The organism is Pseudomonas sp. FSL W5-0299 (assembly GCF_005930655.1).
GTDB lineage: Bacteria > Pseudomonadota > Gammaproteobacteria > Pseudomonadales > Pseudomonadaceae > Aquipseudomonas > Aquipseudomonas mandelii.
Genome location: NZ_RXHX01000003.1, coordinates 106,108 through 123,616 on the forward strand (window position 1 = coordinate 106,108; position 17,509 = coordinate 123,616).

At 56.8% G+C, this 17,509-nt stretch carries 21 protein-coding genes and 1 pseudogene; 10 read left to right on the plus strand and 12 right to left on the minus strand.

Annotated features, from left to right (window positions below):
* Positions 1-72 precede the first annotated feature (72 nt).
* Both FHL16_RS34000 and FHL16_RS06045 read right to left on the minus strand, forming a co-directional pair.
* Positions 73-249 carry a hypothetical protein gene (locus tag FHL16_RS34000; protein ID WP_010460725.1) on the minus strand — a complete coding sequence of 59 codons (177 nt, stop codon included), beginning with the start codon at positions 247-249 and terminating at the stop codon, positions 73-75.
* A gap of 29 nt (positions 250-278) precedes the next feature.
* The gene (locus tag FHL16_RS06045) at positions 279-581 is read right to left on the minus strand and encodes a DUF1883 domain-containing protein (RefSeq protein WP_007946189.1); all 303 of its coding nucleotides are present in this window, start codon (positions 579-581) and stop codon (positions 279-281) included.
* Positions 582-793: 212 nt separating this feature from the next.
* Here FHL16_RS06045 and FHL16_RS06050 point away from each other — a divergent pair, with 212 nt between their 5' ends.
* Together FHL16_RS06050 and FHL16_RS06055 are read left to right on the plus strand one after the other, a co-directional pair.
* A complete protein-coding gene (locus FHL16_RS06050; protein WP_010460722.1) occupies positions 794-1,150 on the plus strand; it encodes a hypothetical protein in 357 nt (118 codons plus the stop codon).
* Between the two features lie 72 nt (positions 1,151-1,222).
* A complete protein-coding gene (locus FHL16_RS06055; protein ID WP_010460721.1) occupies positions 1,223-1,453 on the plus strand; it encodes a hypothetical protein in 231 nt (76 codons plus the stop codon).
* Positions 1,454-1,464: 11 nt separating this feature from the next.
* Here FHL16_RS06055 and FHL16_RS06060 read toward each other — a convergent pair whose 3' ends face one another.
* The gene (locus tag FHL16_RS06060; RefSeq protein WP_010460719.1) at positions 1,465-1,746 is read right to left on the minus strand and encodes a hypothetical protein; all 282 of its coding nucleotides are present in this window, start codon (positions 1,744-1,746) and stop codon (positions 1,465-1,467) included.
* A gap of 139 nt (positions 1,747-1,885) precedes the next feature.
* Positions 1,886-2,074: a hypothetical protein gene (locus tag FHL16_RS06065; protein ID WP_077747741.1), complete on the minus strand. Its 189-nt coding sequence runs from the start codon at positions 2,072-2,074 to the stop codon at positions 1,886-1,888.
* Between the two features lie 258 nt (positions 2,075-2,332).
* Here FHL16_RS06065 and galU point away from each other — a divergent pair, with 258 nt between their 5' ends.
* A complete protein-coding gene (gene galU / locus FHL16_RS06070; protein WP_010460715.1) occupies positions 2,333-3,172 on the plus strand; it encodes a UTP--glucose-1-phosphate uridylyltransferase GalU in 840 nt (279 codons plus the stop codon).
* A gap of 132 nt (positions 3,173-3,304) precedes the next feature.
* Positions 3,305-4,663, plus strand: coding sequence for a glutathione-disulfide reductase (gene gorA / locus FHL16_RS06075; protein WP_077747742.1), 1,359 nt, complete (start codon positions 3,305-3,307; stop codon positions 4,661-4,663).
* Here the strand turns inward: gorA and FHL16_RS06080 are convergent.
* Complete coding sequence (locus tag FHL16_RS06080; RefSeq protein ID WP_077747743.1) at positions 4,660-5,679, minus strand: DNA-binding protein; 1,020 nt, start codon at positions 5,677-5,679, stop codon at positions 4,660-4,662. The genes gorA and FHL16_RS06080 overlap by 4 nt on opposite strands.
* 178 nt (positions 5,680-5,857) lie before the next feature.
* Between FHL16_RS06080 and FHL16_RS06085 the strand changes: the two genes are divergently transcribed.
* The 3 genes from FHL16_RS06085 (at position 5,858) to ahpF (ending at position 9,196) form a co-directional block, all read left to right on the plus strand.
* Positions 5,858-6,796: a site-specific integrase gene (locus tag FHL16_RS06085; protein WP_077747744.1), complete on the plus strand. Its 939-nt coding sequence runs from the start codon at positions 5,858-5,860 to the stop codon at positions 6,794-6,796.
* Between the two features lie 150 nt (positions 6,797-6,946).
* Complete coding sequence (gene ahpC / locus FHL16_RS06090) at positions 6,947-7,510, plus strand: alkyl hydroperoxide reductase subunit C (RefSeq protein ID WP_010460707.1); 564 nt, start codon at positions 6,947-6,949, stop codon at positions 7,508-7,510.
* Positions 7,511-7,633: 123 nt separating this feature from the next.
* The gene (ahpF, locus tag FHL16_RS06095; RefSeq protein ID WP_077747745.1) at positions 7,634-9,196 is read left to right on the plus strand and encodes an alkyl hydroperoxide reductase subunit F; all 1,563 of its coding nucleotides are present in this window, start codon (positions 7,634-7,636) and stop codon (positions 9,194-9,196) included.
* 144 nt (positions 9,197-9,340) lie between these two features.
* On the opposite strand, the gene gloA is transcribed toward ahpF, so the two are convergent.
* On the minus strand, positions 9,341-9,862 hold the full coding sequence (gloA, locus tag FHL16_RS06100; protein ID WP_010460703.1) for a lactoylglutathione lyase: 522 nt from the start codon (positions 9,860-9,862) through the stop codon (positions 9,341-9,343).
* A 145-nt stretch (positions 9,863-10,007) separates the two neighbouring features.
* Between gloA and FHL16_RS06105 the strand changes: the two genes are divergently transcribed.
* The gene (locus tag FHL16_RS06105) at positions 10,008-10,532 is read left to right on the plus strand and encodes a DUF4946 domain-containing protein (protein ID WP_077747746.1); all 525 of its coding nucleotides are present in this window, start codon (positions 10,008-10,010) and stop codon (positions 10,530-10,532) included.
* A gap of 176 nt (positions 10,533-10,708) precedes the next feature.
* Here FHL16_RS06105 and FHL16_RS06110 read toward each other — a convergent pair whose 3' ends face one another.
* Entirely contained in the window at positions 10,709-11,071 is a 363-nt protein-coding gene (locus FHL16_RS06110) for a histone-like nucleoid-structuring protein, MvaT/MvaU family (RefSeq protein ID WP_077747869.1), read from the minus strand.
* Positions 11,072-11,303: 232 nt separating this feature from the next.
* A pseudogene (locus FHL16_RS06115) lies at positions 11,304-12,293 on the minus strand (EAL domain-containing protein); the annotation flags it as partial.
* Positions 12,294-12,440: 147 nt separating this feature from the next.
* On the opposite strand from FHL16_RS06115, the gene FHL16_RS06120 reads away from it, so the two are divergent.
* Both FHL16_RS06120 and tnpC read left to right on the plus strand, forming a co-directional pair.
* A complete protein-coding gene (locus tag FHL16_RS06120; RefSeq protein ID WP_026140367.1) occupies positions 12,441-15,458 on the plus strand; it encodes a Tn3 family transposase in 3,018 nt (1,005 codons plus the stop codon).
* Complete coding sequence (gene tnpC / locus FHL16_RS06125; protein WP_017849612.1) at positions 15,458-15,820, plus strand: Tn3 family transposase post-transcriptional regulator TnpC; 363 nt, start codon at positions 15,458-15,460, stop codon at positions 15,818-15,820. Before FHL16_RS06120 ends, tnpC begins: the two co-directional genes overlap by 1 nt.
* Before the next feature lie 293 nt (positions 15,821-16,113).
* On the opposite strand, the gene FHL16_RS34945 is transcribed toward tnpC, so the two are convergent.
* Genes FHL16_RS34945 through FHL16_RS06145 form a run of 4 tightly spaced genes read right to left on the minus strand, consistent with a single transcriptional unit; the run spans position 16,114 to position 17,495 of the window.
* Positions 16,114-16,491, minus strand: a complete 378-nt coding sequence (locus FHL16_RS34945) for a DUF3330 domain-containing protein (protein ID WP_425274543.1) — start codon at positions 16,489-16,491, stop codon at positions 16,114-16,116.
* The gene (merE, locus tag FHL16_RS06135; protein WP_017849613.1) at positions 16,488-16,724 is read right to left on the minus strand and encodes a broad-spectrum mercury transporter MerE; all 237 of its coding nucleotides are present in this window, start codon (positions 16,722-16,724) and stop codon (positions 16,488-16,490) included. The genes FHL16_RS34945 and merE overlap by 4 nt, the downstream gene beginning before the upstream one ends.
* Positions 16,717-17,079, minus strand: a complete 363-nt coding sequence (merD, locus tag FHL16_RS06140) for a mercuric resistance transcriptional repressor MerD (protein WP_017849614.1) — start codon at positions 17,077-17,079, stop codon at positions 16,717-16,719. The genes merE and merD overlap by 8 nt, the downstream gene beginning before the upstream one ends.
* Positions 17,076-17,495, minus strand: coding sequence for a hypothetical protein (locus FHL16_RS06145; RefSeq protein WP_017849615.1), 420 nt, complete (start codon positions 17,493-17,495; stop codon positions 17,076-17,078). Before FHL16_RS06145 ends, merD begins: the two co-directional genes overlap by 4 nt.
* Positions 17,496-17,509: the final 14 nt, after the last annotated feature.

The window sequence follows — 17,509 nt, forward strand, 5'->3', positions numbered from 1 at the left end:
GGCGCTTGCGGTCGAATTCAAGACGGGCGCGGAGCACGACGTCCATGTTGTCGCTCCGGGTGCCGGGTCGCGTTACAGTGCTTTGCTGACGGCAATGTCGCTGATGACGTCGTCGCTCGAACCATGAATGGCGTCCAGCGCAGCTTTGGCTTCTTCTTCAGTGCCTTTTTCGAGCTGGGCAAATTCGAAGCGGCGTTCGCCGTTGAGTTTGTATTTGATGACGTACTTGGTCGTTTGGGCCACGGTCATACCTGCTTTTATTCGTGTGGGAGCGTCACTCAGCTCAGTTTTGTACTGGAGCGACGGATGATCTTGATCGAGTGCGTCAGGGTCGGTTTGCGGGTCACGCTGATCGGACGGCGGTTGACCGTGTCGATGGTGATGTTCCAGAAACCGGTGCTCGGTGCAGTAATCCGGGCCGGGAAAGTATCGAACGCACCGCCGTGGTAAGTGTGACGGCCGCCGTTCTTGAAGCTGCGGAAGTTGGCGTCGTTCATCAAGCGGATGTTGCATGTTTGGGAGCACTGGATGACGACGATGTCGTCTTCGTTGAGGTGCTCGCGCTGGTGGATAAATTTCATGAGGCGCCTCCAGAAGGGCTTTTTCTACAAAATCAAAACGATAGCATGGGCGATTGGCGCAGTTTATCAGCCCGAACAGGTTATTATCCGGTCGTCGAGGTTCGCTTTGACAATTAAAAACAGTTATTCGGAATTCTATGAGCGATAAACGCAGCGAGCCTCGGAGAAAATCAGCATTTGTGCTGTCGGAGGGTCTTTATCGGAGGTTTTGTATGAAGTGGGGTGTGTTGGCCTTGCCGTTGGCATTGGTGATGAGTGGCTGTGCGAATGTCTCGGAGATTAATGAGACGTTGCCTACCATGAACGTGATCTCAGGCAAAAGGCCCAATGAATACGCGCAATGCCTGGTCGAAAAACTGGCCGACAGTCGTGGCGCCCTGCAACTGGAGTCAACCAAGGACGGGATGCGCGTCATCGTGCCGGCGAAATTTTCATCGGCCCCGGCAGCCGTGTTCGACATCGAAGACCGTTCGGGTGGCAGTGGTATAAAGCTGCATGAGCGTATGTCCAATGTGCCGGTGCGTCCTAAAGACGTGCAGAAAGCCGCCAACGCCTGCATTTCCGGCTGATAGACTAGCCACCGTTCACACCGATGCCGTCAAAGTCATGCTTTGGCGGCATTGTCTTTTCTGGAGTCGAGCATGAAGCGAGAGCAGGTACAGGAACGCCATGCAGAGGGACTGATCTCTGCCACCCACGTCATTCAAAATCCCGCGAACCCGGGGGAATGGATCGTGTTTTTCAAGAAGAGCGCCGGGCGCAGCTATTTTCTGGTGGATGATAACGATGAGGTCGAGTCGTTTGCTCGTCTCGACGATTTGATCGAGACCGTGCGTGGTCTCGGAATCAAATTTGCGGAAATTCACATGTAGGGCAGGGCGCCCTACTTGCAGACCACCACGACACTGCGGTTCTTGAAGTTGCCGACATCGACCCCCAGGGTTTTGTCGCTTTCCTTGGTGGAAGGCGATCCGTCGGTGCCGACGATCCGGTAGCCGGTCCCCGCGCAAGAGGCATCGGCTTTTTCATAGCACGTGGCCCAGGAGTTGGCTTCGCCGGAGCAGTCGATTGCCAGGCCTTGCTCTCCGTTGTTCAGGTACATTTTCTCGGAAGTGGCGCAGCCGCTCAGGGCCAGGATTGCAATCAGGGGCAAAAATTTAGTCATGTCGTTGTCGTCGTCAGGATGATGGGGCTAAGCCTGTGACAGCGCAGGCAGCAAAAGGTTATAGCGAATGGCCACTTGTTTGTACCTGGCCACAAAAAAGCCCTGCTCAATGGCAGGGCTCTGCGAGTGCCGCAGGATATCAGTCCTGACTCTTGCCGCGTCGCTTCGGCGCGGGGTGGGTGTAGTCGAACACCGACGCCACTTCAATCGCCATCGCTTCGCTGGGTAACGGCCCGGAAACATCTTCGCCATTGGCGGCGGTAATGCGCCACTGGCCATCTTTTCCTTTGTCGACCGTGTACCCGTTGATGATTTTCGTTACGGTCATCTATCTGTCTCGTTCACTGGTTCAAAGTCGCCATGATACCGGCAAATGCTCGCATTGGGGGACGATAAGCGTATGGTGGTCGAGTTTGTCGGCCTCTTTGAGCTACGCTGATTTGACCGCGTGAAAATGCGGATTGAACTATCCGCGGGAATATTTCTCTATGATGGCATTGGTTAGCCAGCGCGGGGCATTGTAAGGTGCACGCCGCCTGATTAGACTGCGCCGAAACTCGTACACACAGCCCTTTCAAGGACTTATATGATCAAGAAATGCTTGTTCCCAGCAGCCGGTTACGGTACTCGCTTCCTGCCAGCGACTAAAGCCATGCCCAAAGAAATGCTGCCGGTGGTAAACAAGCCACTGATCCAGTACGGCGTCGAAGAAGCACTGGACGCTGGTTTGACTGAAATCTCCATCGTCACCGGTCGTGGCAAACGCGCCCTGGAAGACCACTTCGACATCAGCTACGAGCTGGAAAACCAGATCAAGGGCACCGACAAAGAGAAGTACCTGGTCGGCATCCGCAAGCTGCTCGACAACTGCTCGTTCTCCTACACCCGCCAGACCGAAATGAAAGGCCTGGGCCACGCGATTCTGACCGGTCGCCCACTGATCGGCGACGAACCGTTCGCCGTGGTGCTGGCGGATGACTTGTGCGTCAACCTCGAAGGCGACGGCGTACTGACCCAGATGGTCAAGCTGTACAAGCAGTTCCGCTGCTCGATCGTTGCCATCCAGGAAGTCGACCCGCAAGAAACTCACAAGTACGGCGTGATTGCCGGTGAGATGATCCGCGATGACATCTACCGTGTTCACAGCATGGTCGAGAAGCCAAAGCCTGAAGATGCACCGTCGAACCTGGCGATCATCGGTCGTTACATCCTGACGCCGGACATCTTCGACCTGATCGAACAAACCGAGCCAGGCAAGGGTGGTGAAATCCAGATCACCGACGCCCTGATGAAGCAAGCCCAGAACGGCTGCGTCATGGCTTACAAGTTCAAAGGCAAGCGTTTCGACTGCGGTGGCGCTGAAGGCTACATCGACGCGACCAACTTCTGCTTCGAGAACTTCTACAAGACTGGCAAGGCTTACTGATAGCGCTTGACCTGCTTGTATTGAAAAGCCACCTTCGGGTGGCTTTTTCATTTGCCGCCCCCCGATATCGCTTGCAGCGCTTGCCCAACGGACGTCTGCGGGTATGCTGGTTGCCTGCCGAGGAGATTGAAAATGGCCTACGATTTTGACCTTTATGTGATTGGCGCCGGTTCCGGCGGTGTACGGGCTGCGCGTTTCGCTGCCGGTTTTGGTGCGAAAGTGGCTGTGGCTGAAAGTCGTTACCTGGGTGGTACGTGCGTGAACGTCGGCTGCGTGCCGAAGAAACTGCTGGTCTACGGCGCGCACTTCGCCGAAGACTTCGAGCAGTCTTCGGGCTTTGGCTGGACGTTGGGTGAAGCGAAGTTTGACTGGGCGACGCTGATCGCCAACAAGGATCGCGAGATCAATCGCCTGAATGGCATTTACCGCAACTTGCTGGTCAACAGCGGTGTGACCTTGCATGAAGGCCACGCCAAAATCGTCGACCCGAACACCGTCGAAATCAATGGCGAGCGTCACACCGCTAAAAACATCCTGATTGCGACCGGTGGCTGGCCGCAGATCCCGGAGATTCCGGGGCATGAGCACGCGATCAGTTCCAACCAGGCGTTTTTCCTCAAAGAGTTGCCCAAGCGCGTTCTGGTGGTGGGCGGCGGTTACATCGCTGTCGAATTCGCCGGGATCTTCCACGGGCTGGGCGCCGACACTACGTTGTTGTATCGCGGCGAGCTGTTCCTGCGCGGCTTCGACGGTGCGGTACGCAAGCATTTGCAGGAGGAGCTGACCAAGCGCGGCCTGAACCTGCAATTCAACGCCGACATCGAGCGCATCGATAAACAGTCCGATGGCAGCCTGAAGGTGACGCTCAAGGATGGTCGCGAACTGGAAGCGGATTGTGTGTTCTACGCCACCGGTCGCCGGCCGATGCTCGACAACCTCGGGCTGGAAAATACCGGTGTCAAACTCGACAAGAAAGGTTTCATCGCGGTCGATGATCAGTATCAGACTGCGGAGCCGTCGATTCTGGCGCTTGGCGATGTGATCGGCCGTGTCCAGCTGACCCCCGTCGCTTTGGCTGAGGGCATGGCCGTGGCGCGTCGCTTGTTCAAGCCTGAGCAATATCGTCCGGTGGATTACAAGATGATCCCGACCGCCGTGTTCAGCCTGCCAAACATTGGCACTGTCGGCTTGAGCGAGGAAGATGCGCGCGAAGCTGGCCACGAGGTGCAGATTTTCGAAAGCCGTTTCCGGCCGATGAAGCTGACCCTGACCGAGTGCCAGGAGCGCACGCTGATGAAGCTGGTGGTCGATGCCAAGACCGACAAGGTTTTGGGTTGCCACATGGTCGGGCCGGATGCCGGTGAGATCGTTCAGGGCTTGGCGATTGCCTTGAAGGCTGGTGCGACCAAGCGCGATTTCGACGAAACCATCGGCGTGCATCCTACTGCCGCCGAAGAGTTCGTCACCATGCGCACGCCGGTTGCCGGTTAATCGCTCTTTTCACTCTCTGATGCGTCTGGCGCTGTTGCAATGACAGCGGCCAGGCGCGGGCTTTCGTCGAGGCTCGCCTGAGTCTTGAGCAAATCGATTTCCAGCGCTTTGTTTATCTGCGACTGCTCGTCGACGCTTTGCTTGAGCGACTGACTTTCCAACAGCGCGGCACGCAAGCGTTCTTGGAGGAGGGTGCGCTCACTGTCAATGCGGTTGACCTGCTCCAGCAGTTGATCCTGGCGGCTGTGGGTGTGTTTGAGTTGCTCCTGTAGCAGCCCAAGTTCGCGTAGCGTTCCACGGTTCTCAGTGAGCAGGCGCTCGTTGTCGCGGTGCAATTGAGTGATTTCGTCCTGACGCACCAATGCGCTTTGCTGGGCCTGGCGCAATTCCATCTGAATCTGTTGCAACTGGCCTTCGTGGCGGCTCTGTTCCTGCTCGCGCTGTTCCTTGATGGCGTTGCGGTAGTGTTCCAGTGCATCGCGTGCGTGCAGGTGCTTTTCTTCCAGTGAGCGGATCTGCACATCTTTGTCTTGCAAGCGTAAATCGAAATCGGCCAGTGCCTGGTTCAATCCGGCGTTGCGGGTTTGCTCGGTCTGCAGCATGGCGCGGGTTTCGTGCAGCGCTTCGGACTCTTGAGTCAGGGCCAGGCTTTGAATTTCGTATTGCTGGTGCAGTTCAGTGTTGGCTTGCCGGGCTTCAGTCAGCTGGATTTCCAGTTCCTTCCGTTGCTGATCGAATTGCGCGCGTGCCTGGTCGATGGGCTCTTGCGCCTGCTCCTTGAGGCGCTGCGCCAGACGCGCGACCAAGCCTGCGAGCTCATCATCGATGGGTTCAGAGGGCGTTTCAGCGCGCTCGCTGCCGTCGTCCAGCTCCTTCAGATAGCGGTGAATGGTGGTTTTTGAGCCGGTATTGCCCATCTCGATCCGTACTGCATCGATGCTGGGGTTTTCGCCACGGGCAAGGATTGCCAAACGTGCCGCCTGCACCACCGCTTTGTTTACGCCGCCACGAGCCATTTCTTCTCCTACGATTTCGTACTGTGGTACATGCCACTAAAGTACGCAGTGTACCATCATCAACAAAAAGATAAAAAATGTAAGTTGTTAAGGCGGGATATACTGGTATTACCCCGCGTGATACGCCGTGTTACACGTTTTACTTCACCAAAGCGGTACATTTTCGAGAGATAAGCCCATGACCGATCTGGATCGCTACCTGCAAGCCGCCACCCGCGACAACACGCGTCGCAGCTACCGGGCGGCCATCGAGCATTTCGAAGTCAGTTGGGGTGGTTTCCTGCCTGCGACGAGCGACAGCGTCGCGCGTTATCTGGTGGCCCATGCGGGCGTGCTGTCGATCAATACGTTGAAGTTGCGTTTGTCAGCGCTGGCGCAGTGGCATAACAGCCAGGGATTCGCCGACCCCACCAAGTCGCCGGTGGTGCGCAAGGTCTTCAAGGGCATACGGGCGCTGCACCCGGCCCAGGAGAAACAGGCCGAGCCATTGCAGCTTCAGCATTTGGAGCAAGTGGTGGCATGGCTGGAACAGGAGGCCAAAACCGCCAAGGCGCAAAACGATCAGCCAGGATTGCTTCGCGCCAAACGTGACACCGCGCTGATCTTGCTGGGCTTCTGGCGTGGCTTTCGCAGTGATGAATTGTGCCGCGTACAAATCGAACACGTGCAGGCGATCGCCAGTTCAGGCATCACCCTCTACCTGCCGCGCAGCAAAAACGATCGCGAGAACCTCGGCAAGACTTACCAGACCCCGGCCCTGCAGCGCCTCTGCCCAGTGAACGCCTACATTCAATGGATCACGGAAGCTGCGCTGGTCCGCGGGCCGGTGTTTCGCGGAATCGACCGCTGGGGTCACTTGAGCGAGGAGGGCTTGCACGCCAACAGCGTGATCCCTTTGTTGCGCCAGGCCTTGGAACGTGCCGGCATTTCGGCGGACCACTACACCAGCCATTCCCTGCGCCGCGGCTTTGCCAGTTGGGCCCATCAGAGTGGTTGGGATCTGAAATCGTTGATGAGTTATGTGGGTTGGAAGGATGTGAAGTCAGCCATGCGCTATGTTGAAGTCAGCCCGTTTCTCGGGATGGCCCGAGTCGCTGAAAAGCCATTGGTGAGCTAGATACCGTTTTCTTCTATTAATACTGTCCGCTAATAGCGAAAACCAATCAGCAGCATGAGCTTTGCCAATGAGCCAGGCGGCGATCGAGTGGGTAGGATTCACCCCATCAACTTCTCAACCAAACTTTTCAACCCTGACGGAGAGTCATCGATGCCTATCATCAACAGCCAAGTTAAACCGTTCAAAGCTGACGCCTTCAAAAATGGCGACTTCGTAAAAGTGTCGGACGCTGACCTGAAAGGCAAGTGGTCTGTCGTGTTCTTCTACCCAGCCGACTTCACCTTCGTTTGCCCGACCGAACTGGAAGACCTGGCTGACAACTACGACGCGTTCCAGAAACTGGGCGTCGAGATCTACAGCGTTTCCACCGACACCCATTTTGCCCACGCTGCCTGGCACAACACTTCGCCAGCCATCGGCAAAATCCAGTACACCATGATCGGCGACCCGACTCACGCTATCTCCCGCAACTTCGACGTGCTGATCGAAGACGCTGGCCTGGCTGACCGTGGCACCTTCGTGATCAACCCTGAAGGCCAGATCAAAATCGTTGAACTGAACGATGGCGGCGTTGGCCGTGACGCTTCCGAGCTGCTGCGCAAAATCAAGGCTGCCCAGTACGTCGCTGCTCACCCAGGCCAGGTTTGCCCAGCCAAGTGGAAAGAAGGCGAGGCCACTCTGGCTCCGTCCCTGGACCTGGTCGGCAAGATCTAAGTCTGTGAAAGCACTATCAGGGCGGGTTTCCGCACCTCAGTAAGCTGCAACCGCCCTCAAAAACGCCCGGGCGAGATTCGCTCGGGCGTTTTTTTTCGTCTCAAGTAAAAGGAAATCGCCCGTATGTTGGACGCCAATCTTAAAGCCCAGTTGAAATCGTACCTGGAACGGGTCACCCAGCCGATCGAGATCATTGCTTCCCTCGACGACGGTGCGAAATCCCAGGAAATGCTCGAACTCCTGAAAGACGTTGCCAGTCTTTCCAGCCAGATTACGTTGTTAGATAACGGTGACGATGCACGCAAGCCATCGTTCTCGATCAATCGCCCGGGTGCCGATATCAGCCTGCGTTTTGCCGGCATCCCGATGGGCCATGAATTCACTTCGTTGGTGCTGGCCTTGCTGCAAGTGGGCGGCCACCCTTCGAAGGCCAGTGTCGAAGTGATCGAACAGATCCGTTCGCTCAAAGGCGAGTTCAGCTTCGAGACCTACTTCTCGCTGTCCTGCCAGAACTGCCCGGACGTGGTCCAGGCGCTGAACCTGATGGCGGTACTGAACCCGAACATCCGCCACGTCGCCATCGACGGCGCGTTGTTCCAGGCCGAAGTCGATGATCGTCAGATCATGGCCGTGCCAAGCATTTACCTCAACGGCGTGAACTTCGGCCAGGGCCGCATGGGCCTGGAAGAAATCCTCGCCAAGATCGACACCAGCGGCATCGAGCGCCAGGCCGAGAAAATCAGCGCCAAGGAAGCCTTTGACGTATTGGTCGTCGGCGGTGGCCCGGCCGGTGCTTCGGCAGCGATCTACGCTGCTCGTAAAGGCATTCGCACCGGTGTGGCGGCTGAGCGTTTTGGTGGGCAGGTGCTCGACACCATGGCCATCGAGAACTTCATCTCCGTGCAGGAAACCGAAGGCCCGAAACTGGCAGTAGCGCTGGAAGAACACGTCAAGCAATACGACGTCGACATCATGAACCTGCAACGCGCCGACAAACTGGTGCCGGGCAAGAACGGTGAGTTGCACGAGGTCCATTTCGCCAGTGGCGCGACCCTGAAAGCCAGGACCGTGATCCTCGCGACCGGTGCGCGGTGGCGTGAAATGAACGTCCCGGGCGAGCAGCAATACCGCAACAAAGGCGTGGCGTACTGCCCGCACTGCGACGGTCCGCTGTTCAAAGGCAAGCGCGTGGCGGTGATTGGCGGCGGTAACTCCGGCGTCGAAGCGGCCATCGACCTGGCGGGCATCGTGTCTCATGTCACGTTGCTGGAGTTCGATGTACAACTGCGCGCTGACGCGGTCTTGCAACGCAAGTTGCACAGCCTGCCGAACGTCACTGTGATCACCAGTGCGCAAACCACTGAAGTGTTGGGCGACGGTCAGAAGGTCAATGGCCTGCGTTACAAGGATCGTCAGTCTGACGAGCTGCGTAACGTAGAGCTGGAAGGGATCTTCGTGCAGATCGGTTTGCTGCCCAACACCGATTGGCTCAAAGGCACCATCGAGCTGTCGCCTCGCGGCGAGATCATCGTCGATGCCCGTGGTGAAACGTCGATGCCGGGCGTGTTCGCTGCCGGTGACGTCACCACCGTGCCGTACAAGCAGATCGTGATTGCAGTGGGCGAGGGCGCCAAGGCTTCGCTGAGCGCATTCGATCACCTGATCCGCACCTCCGCGCCGGCTTAGACACCAACGCTGAAACACAAAACCCCATGAGCGATCATGGGGTTTTTGTGTGCGTGATACTGATCGTTCCCAAGCTCTGCGTGGTAACGCCTACCGAGCTGAATTCCACGCAGAGCGTGGGAACAATCAGTGGCAGCGAATTTTTTACATCGGTGCCGGTTGGATGATCTCGACCCAGTACGCATCCGGGTCTTTGATAAAGGCCAGGCTCTTCATGCGCCCGTCGTTCAGGCGTTTCTGGAAATCGCAGCCCAGCGCTTCGAAACGTTCGCACGCCGCACGGATGTCCGGCACGGAGATGCAGATATGGCCGAAGCCGCGCGGGTCGGTGTTGCCGTTGTGGTAGGCGAAATCCGCGTCGTTCTCGGTGCCGTGGTTATGGGTCAGTTCGAGAATGCCAGGGATCGATTTCATCCATTCGGTACGGGCGGCGGCGTCAGCCGGAATCTGGTTTTTATCAACCAGCGCCAGGAAATACAGACTGAACTCGGCTTCCGGGAAGTCGCGTTTTTCCACCAGCGAAAAACCCAGGATGCGCGTGTAGAAATCCAGGGACTTGGTGATGTCCTTGACCCGTAGCATGGTGTGGTTGAAGACGAACTTCTGGGTGGCGGTGTCAGGTTGAGCAGTCACGCCGGGGAAAGTGTTCAATTCGTGCAGGCTCATGGGCCCTCCGGAAAATAAGTGGGGCTAACGAATGGTGACAATGATACGCAAGGGCTGGGACATCACCAAACGCTAAGAGTCTGCTATTGCCTGACGGACGGGTGAGGCTCAGACTTTACGGTTCAATCCGTGAGTGCTCATTGCAATGATCCGATTCTGTAAATCGACGTGGGTCCTGATTTTCCTGTTGTCAGGTGTCGCCAGCGCTCAAGCGGATGCACCGGTGGTGACCTGGCCGAAGGGCTGGGAGGTGGAAGCCGTTCCGCAAGATGATGCCAAACCAGGGGTTTCCCGACAGCGCGCGGTGAAAGTCGACCAAGGCGGCACGCCGGTAATGGTGATGGAATTGACCATGACTCAAGTAGAAAGCGGTCATCAGGTCAATCTTGAGGGTGTGCTGCTGGAAATGCGCAAGTCGGTGCAGAAGGACTTCTTTCAAGGCGGCTATCAAAGTGTCTGCAACAAAATTCATCCGGCGACCTTGAGCCGCTTATCGGGATTGGAAACTACCTGCACGATTACGCAGAATGGTCGACATGTGCTGTCGCAAACATTGGTCGCGGCGGTGGATGCCGATAAGGCTTATGTTCTTTCCTACGCGGGGCAGGCTGAGGCTTATAAGGCAAGTGAGGATGAAATTGCGGCGGCTCGTAACAGCTTGAAACTTTAGTTGCGGGTTTGCGTGACTGCAGATTTCAGCGCGATCTGAAATCTTTAGATACCCAAACGGATTAAGCATAAAGTTTAGTCGGCAAGTAGCGAGTTGAACGACTCCCTTCGTTGCATTGAGAGGCCGGCCATAAAAAAAGCCCTGCATTGGCAGGGCTTGTTTATCACCGCGAGTGCTTAGCCCCGCAGCCAGGAATCTACGGTGGCGGCACCGTATTGTTCCTTCCAGGCTTTCAGGCCACGGTGGTTGCCGCCCTTGGTTTCAATCAGCTCACCGGTATGCGGGTTGTGATAAACCTTGACCACACGGGCGCGACGGGTTTTAGGGGCTGCTGCCTGCAGACCGGATTTTGCCGGGTTCGGATCGAGGATGGCGATGATGTCGCGCAGGCTTTTGCCGTAGGTTTTCATCAGCCCCTGGAGCTTTTCTTCGAATTCGATTTCTTTCTTGAGCCCGGCATCATTCTTCAGCGATTCCAGCTGCTTGAGCTGTTCTTGAAGGGCCTTCTCAGCGGCACGAAATTCAGCGAGTCTGGACAAATTCATTACTCCAATAGTGTGTTTGGCTGATACCAACCGCAAACAAAGCTATAAGCCAAGAGCCTTGAAGCGACTCGGTGATAGTGGCTCACCTGCCAATCTTGCGCAGGCATGAAAAATTGTAGTAGTTAATTGGCCAAGAGTAAATCCTGTCTTTTTCTTCATGTAACTACAGTAGTCTTTTGATTCAATTTGGTGCGCTGCTTCGTTGCCTCGTCGCTTAAACCGCAGGTTAATGGTGCCTTAATGCATTAATGAATTCGGCTCCTGGCATCGGTCGACCGAACAAATAACCTTGCAGAAAGTTCACGCCGTGTGCGGCCAGATAGTCACTTTGCTCCTCGGTTTCCACGCCTTCGGCGACGATGCCCAGATCAAGCTTGGCCGACAATTCGATAATGCTGTCCAGAATGTGCCGGGAAAGCGCGTCAACGCCGATCATCGCGACAAAACTCTGATCGATTTTCAGAAAGTCCACATTGAACTGACGCAGATAACCGAGGCTTGAGTGACCTGTGCCAAAGTCATCGATAGCGATCATTACGCCCAAGGTGTGAAGCTGCTCGAACAGCTGGTGCGTAATGGCCGTTGGTTCGATCAGTTCGCGCTCGGTCAATTCCAGCACCAGGTGGATGGCCCCTGGTGCGAAGGCACTGAGAAACTCCCGGCAGTCTTCAACCAGGTCCAAGTCCTTGCAATGACTGGCGGTGATGTTGATGCCAATGTGAAACGGCCCATCGAACGAAGCAGCCGCAGGCGCCAACAGCGCCGCGGTGTGTCGCATCAACGAGCGGGTCATTGGCACGATCAACCCGGAATGCTCGGCAAAAGGAATGAACAGGTCCGGGCGTACCAGGCCTTCCTTCGGGTGATTCCAGCGCATCAACACTTCGGCGCCGGACCAGGTTTTGGTATCGCCATGCACCACGGGCTGAAAGTAGGGAACAAACTCACCGGCCTCCAGCGCACGCTGCATTTCATGGCTGGGGGACGACGAGCGCTTTTGCAGGACATGTCCGATTGCGCCCGAGACCACGCCGAAGAAGATCAGCAAACTGAACAGCGGTGGGTACTCGCTGTTCATGTAGCGCCAGGTTTCACCCTCGGGGAAACCGGCTGCGACCGTAAAGCCATAACGCGTGGACGTCAGTTTGCTTTCGGCTACGGGCGGGACGGGAAGGGCGACATCGTGAACCTTGCCGTCGGCGGATAACCAGTTGGGGTTATGCCGAGATAAGGCAAAAATTAGGACATTCGTTCTGCAAGATATTGAACTAAAAGGAAATTTATTGAGTTCTTGATTGCTGGTCATCCCCCGCCTGACTAGCCGTCTATGCTGATGTTTTGCCTTACTTGGGGGATGAACTCAATGGCTTCGGTGGAAAGGACAGCCTACCCGCTCTTGCCCAGTCAGTTGCCAGCTAAGGAGCTGCATCGATGCTATTCCCTGTCTGATTCAGAGATCGAATGGGTCAATAACACCGCTAAGAGTCCAGCGCTATCGATTGGGCTGGCAATCCAACTAAAGGTGTTTCAGCAGCTACACTATTTTGTTCCGTTCGAGGAGCTTCCTCAGGAGCTCATCAGTCATGTCCGACAATGCCTTCGCTACGGCGCACGAATAGCTCCGCGCTACAGCAACCCCCGCACCCTTTACCGACACCAAGCGGCGGTTCGGCAGTACCTGCAGGTTACACCCTTCTATAGCAGCGACGGGCTAGCGATCACTGAGGAAATCGCACGTGACTGCGCTGTAGTGCTTGAGCAGCGAGTCGATCTCATTAATGCCATGCTTGATGAGCTGATTCAGCGTGGCTATGAGCTTCCGGCTTATTCGACGCTCAACAACATCGCAGAAACCGCTTTGGCGAGTGCTCAGGAAGTTACCTTCAACCTGATCGTGCTCCGAGCGCCAATCGAGGTGATCTACAAGCTAAAGGAGCTGCTCGACACGGATTTCGGGCGTCGGCAGAGTGACTTCAACGCACTCAAGCAGGCACCCAAGAAGCCTTCCCGCAAGCACCTGGAGGTGTTGATCGACCACCTGGCGTGGTTAGAGAGCTTCGGAGATCTGGATGCCATTCTTGAGGGGGTCGTCGATGCTAAGATCCGCCACTTCGCCACCCAAGCCGCCGCGTCGGACGTCGCCGAGCTGAAGGACTGCTCGCTGCCGAAACGCTACACACTGATGCTGGCCTTGATCTATCGGATGCGGGTGCGAACTCGGGATCACCTGGCCGAGATGTTCATCCGACGGATTTCGACGATCCACAAACGCGCCAAGGAGGAGTTGGAGCAAATCCAGGCGCGGCAACGCCAGAAGCTGGAGCAACTGGCGGCCACCCTGGATGGCGTGGTGCAGATTCTTGTTCAGGAACCGGATGACCAGGAGGCTGGCAGTCTGATCCGGGAATTCCTCTCTCCCGATGGCAACCTGGATCGGTTGCGCGAGACTTGCGCCGAAGTCCAGGCTACGGGCGGTAACAACTACCTGCCGCTGATCTGGAAGCACTTCAAGTCCCATCGCTCGCTGTTGTTCCGTCTGAGCCACCTTCTTCAACTGGAACCCACGACTCAGGATCGCTCACTTATCCAGGCGCTTCAGCTCATCCAGGACAGCGAAAATCTACACCGCGAGTGGATCGACGAGCATGTCGACTTGTCGTTTGCGTCGGAGCGCTGGGTTAAGGTCGTGCGTCGTCCTGCCAGTGAAGGGCCACCTACCAACCGGCGCTATCTGGAAGTCTGCGTGTTCTCTTACCTGGCCAGTGAGCTGCGCTCGGGTGATATGTGCGTGCTGGGGTCGGAATCTTTCGCCGACTACCGTAAGCAGTTGCTGCCCTGGGAAGAATGTTTCCATCGTCTACCGGCCTACTGCGAAAAGGTGGGGCTGCCTGGCACGGCGAAGGAGTTTGTCGCCTCCCTCAAGATTCAGCTGGAGGAAACCGCGCAGCATCTGGATGAAAAATTCCCTTCTTGCCGAGGTGACGTATCGATCAATGAAGCCGGCGAACCGGTGCTACGCCGAGTGATAGCGCGGGACATCCCGCCTTCGGCCATCTCGCTACAGACGGCGCTTATGCAGCGCATGCCGGCCAGGCACGTGCTCGACATCATGGCCAACATTGAGCATTGGATTCAGTTCACTCGGCATTTCGGGCCGATGTCCGGCAACGAGCCAAAGCTCAAAGAACCGGCCGAGCGCTACCTGATGACGATCTTCGCCATGGGCTGCAACCTTGGCCCCAACCAGGCCGCACGGCATCTGGCCGGTAATGTCACGCCGCACATGCTGTCCTATACGAATCGCCGCCATCTCTCGCTTGAGAAGTTAGACAAGGCTAACCGCGAGCTGGTGGAACTCTATCTGCAACTTGACCTGCCCAAGCTCTGGGGCGATGGCAAGGCGGTGGCCGCGGACGGTACGCAGTTCGACTTCTATGACGACAATCTGCTGGCCGGCTACCACTTCCGCTATCGCAAGATGGGGGCCGTGGCGTACCGACACGTGGCCAATAACTACATCGCGGTGTTCCAGCACTTCATCCCGCCTGGTATCTGGGAGGCAATCTATGTGATTGAGGGGTTGCTCAAGGTCGACCTCAGCGTCGAACCCGATACGGTGTACTCTGACACCCAGGGCCAGTCGGCCACGGTGTTCGCCTTCACTCATCTGCTGGGCATCAATCTGATGCCGCGTATCCGCAACTGGCGCGACCTGGTGATGTGCCGGCCAGATCGCGGCGTTTCGTATAAACACATCAACCGTCTGTTCACCGACACCGCCGACTGGCACCTGATCGAAACCCACTGGCAGGATCTGATGCAGGTCGCGTTGTCAATCCAGGCCGGCAAGATTTCCTCACCTATGCTGCTGCGCAAACTTGGCTCCTACAGTCGGCGCAACAAGCTCTATCATGCCGCGCAAGCGCTGGGCAGCGTGATCCGGACGATCTTCCTACTCAACTGGATCGGCAGCCGCGAGTTGCGCCAGGAAGTCACCGCCAACACCAATAAGATCGAGTCCTACAACGGCTTCTCTAAGTGGCTGTCCTTTGGCGGTGACGTGATCGCCGAAAACGATCCGGACGAGCAACAGAAACGCCTGCGCTACAACGACATGGTGGCCTCGTCGGTGATCCTGCAGAACACCGTGGACATGATGCGCATCCTGCAGAAGCTCGCCCGTGATGGCTGGCAGTTCACTGACGACGACGTATCGTTTCTCAGCCCCTACCTAACCAGCAATGTCAAACGTTTTGGGGAGTTCAACCTGAAACTCAAACGCCCACCGGAACCCTGGATCAAGGATTCCATTTTCCAGCAGGCTGCGGGATCAATGCGTGCGAAACAGATGTCTGACAGCAACGTTGAGGTGACGAACTGATGCATATCCCGCCAGCTTCGTTCCGCGTGACACCTTATGGGGACGTCGATACCAAGGTACTCGACTCTCTGCGTGCAAGCTACGACACCGCTCAGTTGCTCAACTTGGTCGACCGGCTGGATGCCTGCCTTGCTGAAATCGGAGGGGTCGGCAGCATTCGAGAAGACTTCCTACGCCTGCATGGCATGGCCATGACGGTACTGGAAGGTTTCCCCCTCACTGTGGCTACCAGTGATGTCGACAGTATTTGGGCGCAGGCGATGGCCCTTCAAGAGGATATTTCTGCTTTATGTTCATGCTTGCAGGCGGGTTCTAAACACGTTGCTCCTTTGGCAGCGCTTGCTCCTGACTATCAGGACTAGACTATTCGTGCAAATGGGCTGCCGGCAGACTGAATACAATGGAGGTGCAGAGTAAAACTGATGCTGCAGGACTGACGAGTAACTCTATAGCATCGCTGTACTGTGGGGTGAATTTGACTCTGGGTAGCCGGTTTTGACGCCCTGTAGGCACGCTGCCATCCTCCCGGGCATCGGCCTAGATAAAACTACTGACGAAGCCTTCGGGCTTACATTAGCCACGAGCGGACTTGCATTAAATCTCAATGGACTCACGCTTTCTAAAAAAAACCAGAGCCACTTTCCAGAGGCAAAGATTAGTCGTCGTGACGGGTACTGACCTCTGGTGTGCAGGGGTGATCAGGCTCGGATGCCGCTCTCTTATCCGCGCGCGATATGAAGCGCTGATAGCATTCAAGGCCACAGAAGTGCACGACGTACTCGGTACCTTCCGGCGTCAGTGCGGCGTCAAGGGAAATTTCCTTGCAACATTCGCAGCAACTGATAGTGGGGGTGTCGTTTGCGTTCATGATGGGGTTTCTCCATCGTCCAAGAAAACCTAGTAACTCTTCCACACCTGCGATCGAACCTGCGCGCAGATCGACCTGCGGCTGGCAGTGCAGCAACAATTCCCAACGCTCCCAAGCCTGCCGCAACTCGGCAGCGGAGACCGCGCCGTGCTCCGAGCGGGTCACGCCCGCTTCCGAAAGGCCCGTAGAGCCGCTCTCAGGAAGAGGACGAAGAGAACCGTCAGCACGAGCGTCGCGAGGCTCCAATGCTCGCTGACGAAGGCCCCGGCCGCAGTCCCCGAGAGCAGTAATGCCAGCACCGGCAGATGGCAGGGGCAAGTGAGCGCGGCGAGCACACCCCACGTGTAGGCGTGCCAGCGGGGCATCTTGATTGATTCGGATTGGTTGGTATTACGCATGGGTGTGACCTTCGATGGCACGATGAGTCAGCCCGGCCAACTCCGTTTTCACTGCGTCTAAAGCTGCCAGCCGGGTCGCGATTTGCCCAAGCAAGCGGTCGATACACCCGATCACATCGGTACTATCGTCTGCATCGAGCGCTCGACAGAGCCGCGCCAATTCGTCGAGCCCGATACCGGACTCAAAGGCGGCACGTACGAAGCACAGCCGCGCCAGGGACCGCTCATCGAAAATGCCGTAACCGCTTTCCGTGCGCCGCGCGGGGTGCAGCAAGCCGCGCAGCATATAATCTCGGACTATATGGACACTGACGCCCGCGTCCTCGGCCAATCTGGATATGGAGTAGGCATTCATCGCCGACACTCCCGACCTTCACCGCAAACTGGGGCGCTCAGATATTTCCTTCCGGCTAGGCGCTCAGGTAGCCAGATGAGCAACGGTGCAGCTCCCAGAGCCAGTAGCAGCCACAACCTGGAGAGATGCTCGCCGTTTTGGTCAAACACATAAGCCAATAGCGCACCAACTGCGAGCAACAGGAAGTGAGGCCCCGTTATGTAGCAGTGAAGGCGGCGACAACGCGTGGCGTTGACCAGGCAGGCGCCGCCCATCACGGCCAGCGCGGCGCCTGCTGCCAGGAACAACGCGGGGCGTCGATTAGACAGAACAATCGCTATCGTCGCCACGACGGCAGGCAGGCCCCAGAAGCTGACCAACTGCCATGTCTTGCGTAGGCTGTCGCACCTACCGAGATCGTCTGCCGTGTTGCTCATGTTTCAACCTCCCT

Bases quoted from the DNA above. Each gene is read 5' to 3' on its own strand.
- FHL16_RS34000 (WP_010460725.1), bottom strand. From the start codon at position 249: ATGACCGTGGCCCAAACGACCAAGTACGTCATCAAATACAAACTCAAC.
- FHL16_RS06045 (WP_007946189.1), bottom strand. From the start codon at position 581: ATGAAATTTATCCACCAGCGCGAGCACCTCAACGAAGACGACATCGTC.
- FHL16_RS06050 (WP_010460722.1), top strand. From the start codon at position 794: ATGAAGTGGGGTGTGTTGGCCTTGCCGTTGGCATTGGTGATGAGTGGC.
- FHL16_RS06055 (WP_010460721.1), top strand. From the start codon at position 1,223: ATGAAGCGAGAGCAGGTACAGGAACGCCATGCAGAGGGACTGATCTCT.
- FHL16_RS06060 (WP_010460719.1), bottom strand. From the start codon at position 1,746: ATGACTAAATTTTTGCCCCTGATTGCAATCCTGGCCCTGAGCGGCTGC.
- FHL16_RS06065 (WP_077747741.1), bottom strand. From the start codon at position 2,074: ATGACCGTAACGAAAATCATCAACGGGTACACGGTCGACAAAGGAAAA.
- galU (WP_010460715.1), top strand. From the start codon at position 2,333: ATGATCAAGAAATGCTTGTTCCCAGCAGCCGGTTACGGTACTCGCTTC.
- gorA (WP_077747742.1), top strand. From the start codon at position 3,305: ATGGCCTACGATTTTGACCTTTATGTGATTGGCGCCGGTTCCGGCGGT.
- FHL16_RS06080 (WP_077747743.1), bottom strand. From the start codon at position 5,679: ATGGCTCGTGGCGGCGTAAACAAAGCGGTGGTGCAGGCGGCACGTTTG.
- FHL16_RS06085 (WP_077747744.1), top strand. From the start codon at position 5,858: ATGACCGATCTGGATCGCTACCTGCAAGCCGCCACCCGCGACAACACG.
- ahpC (WP_010460707.1), top strand. From the start codon at position 6,947: ATGCCTATCATCAACAGCCAAGTTAAACCGTTCAAAGCTGACGCCTTC.
- ahpF (WP_077747745.1), top strand. From the start codon at position 7,634: ATGTTGGACGCCAATCTTAAAGCCCAGTTGAAATCGTACCTGGAACGG.
- gloA (WP_010460703.1), bottom strand. From the start codon at position 9,862: ATGAGCCTGCACGAATTGAACACTTTCCCCGGCGTGACTGCTCAACCT.
- FHL16_RS06105 (WP_077747746.1), top strand. From the start codon at position 10,008: ATGATCCGATTCTGTAAATCGACGTGGGTCCTGATTTTCCTGTTGTCA.
- FHL16_RS06120 (WP_026140367.1), top strand. From the start codon at position 12,441: ATGGCTTCGGTGGAAAGGACAGCCTACCCGCTCTTGCCCAGTCAGTTG.
- tnpC (WP_017849612.1), top strand. From the start codon at position 15,458: ATGCATATCCCGCCAGCTTCGTTCCGCGTGACACCTTATGGGGACGTC.
- merE (WP_017849613.1), bottom strand. From the start codon at position 16,724: ATGCGTAATACCAACCAATCCGAATCAATCAAGATGCCCCGCTGGCAC.
- merD (WP_017849614.1), bottom strand. From the start codon at position 17,079: ATGAATGCCTACTCCATATCCAGATTGGCCGAGGACGCGGGCGTCAGT.
- FHL16_RS06145 (WP_017849615.1), bottom strand. From the start codon at position 17,495: ATGAGCAACACGGCAGACGATCTCGGTAGGTGCGACAGCCTACGCAAG.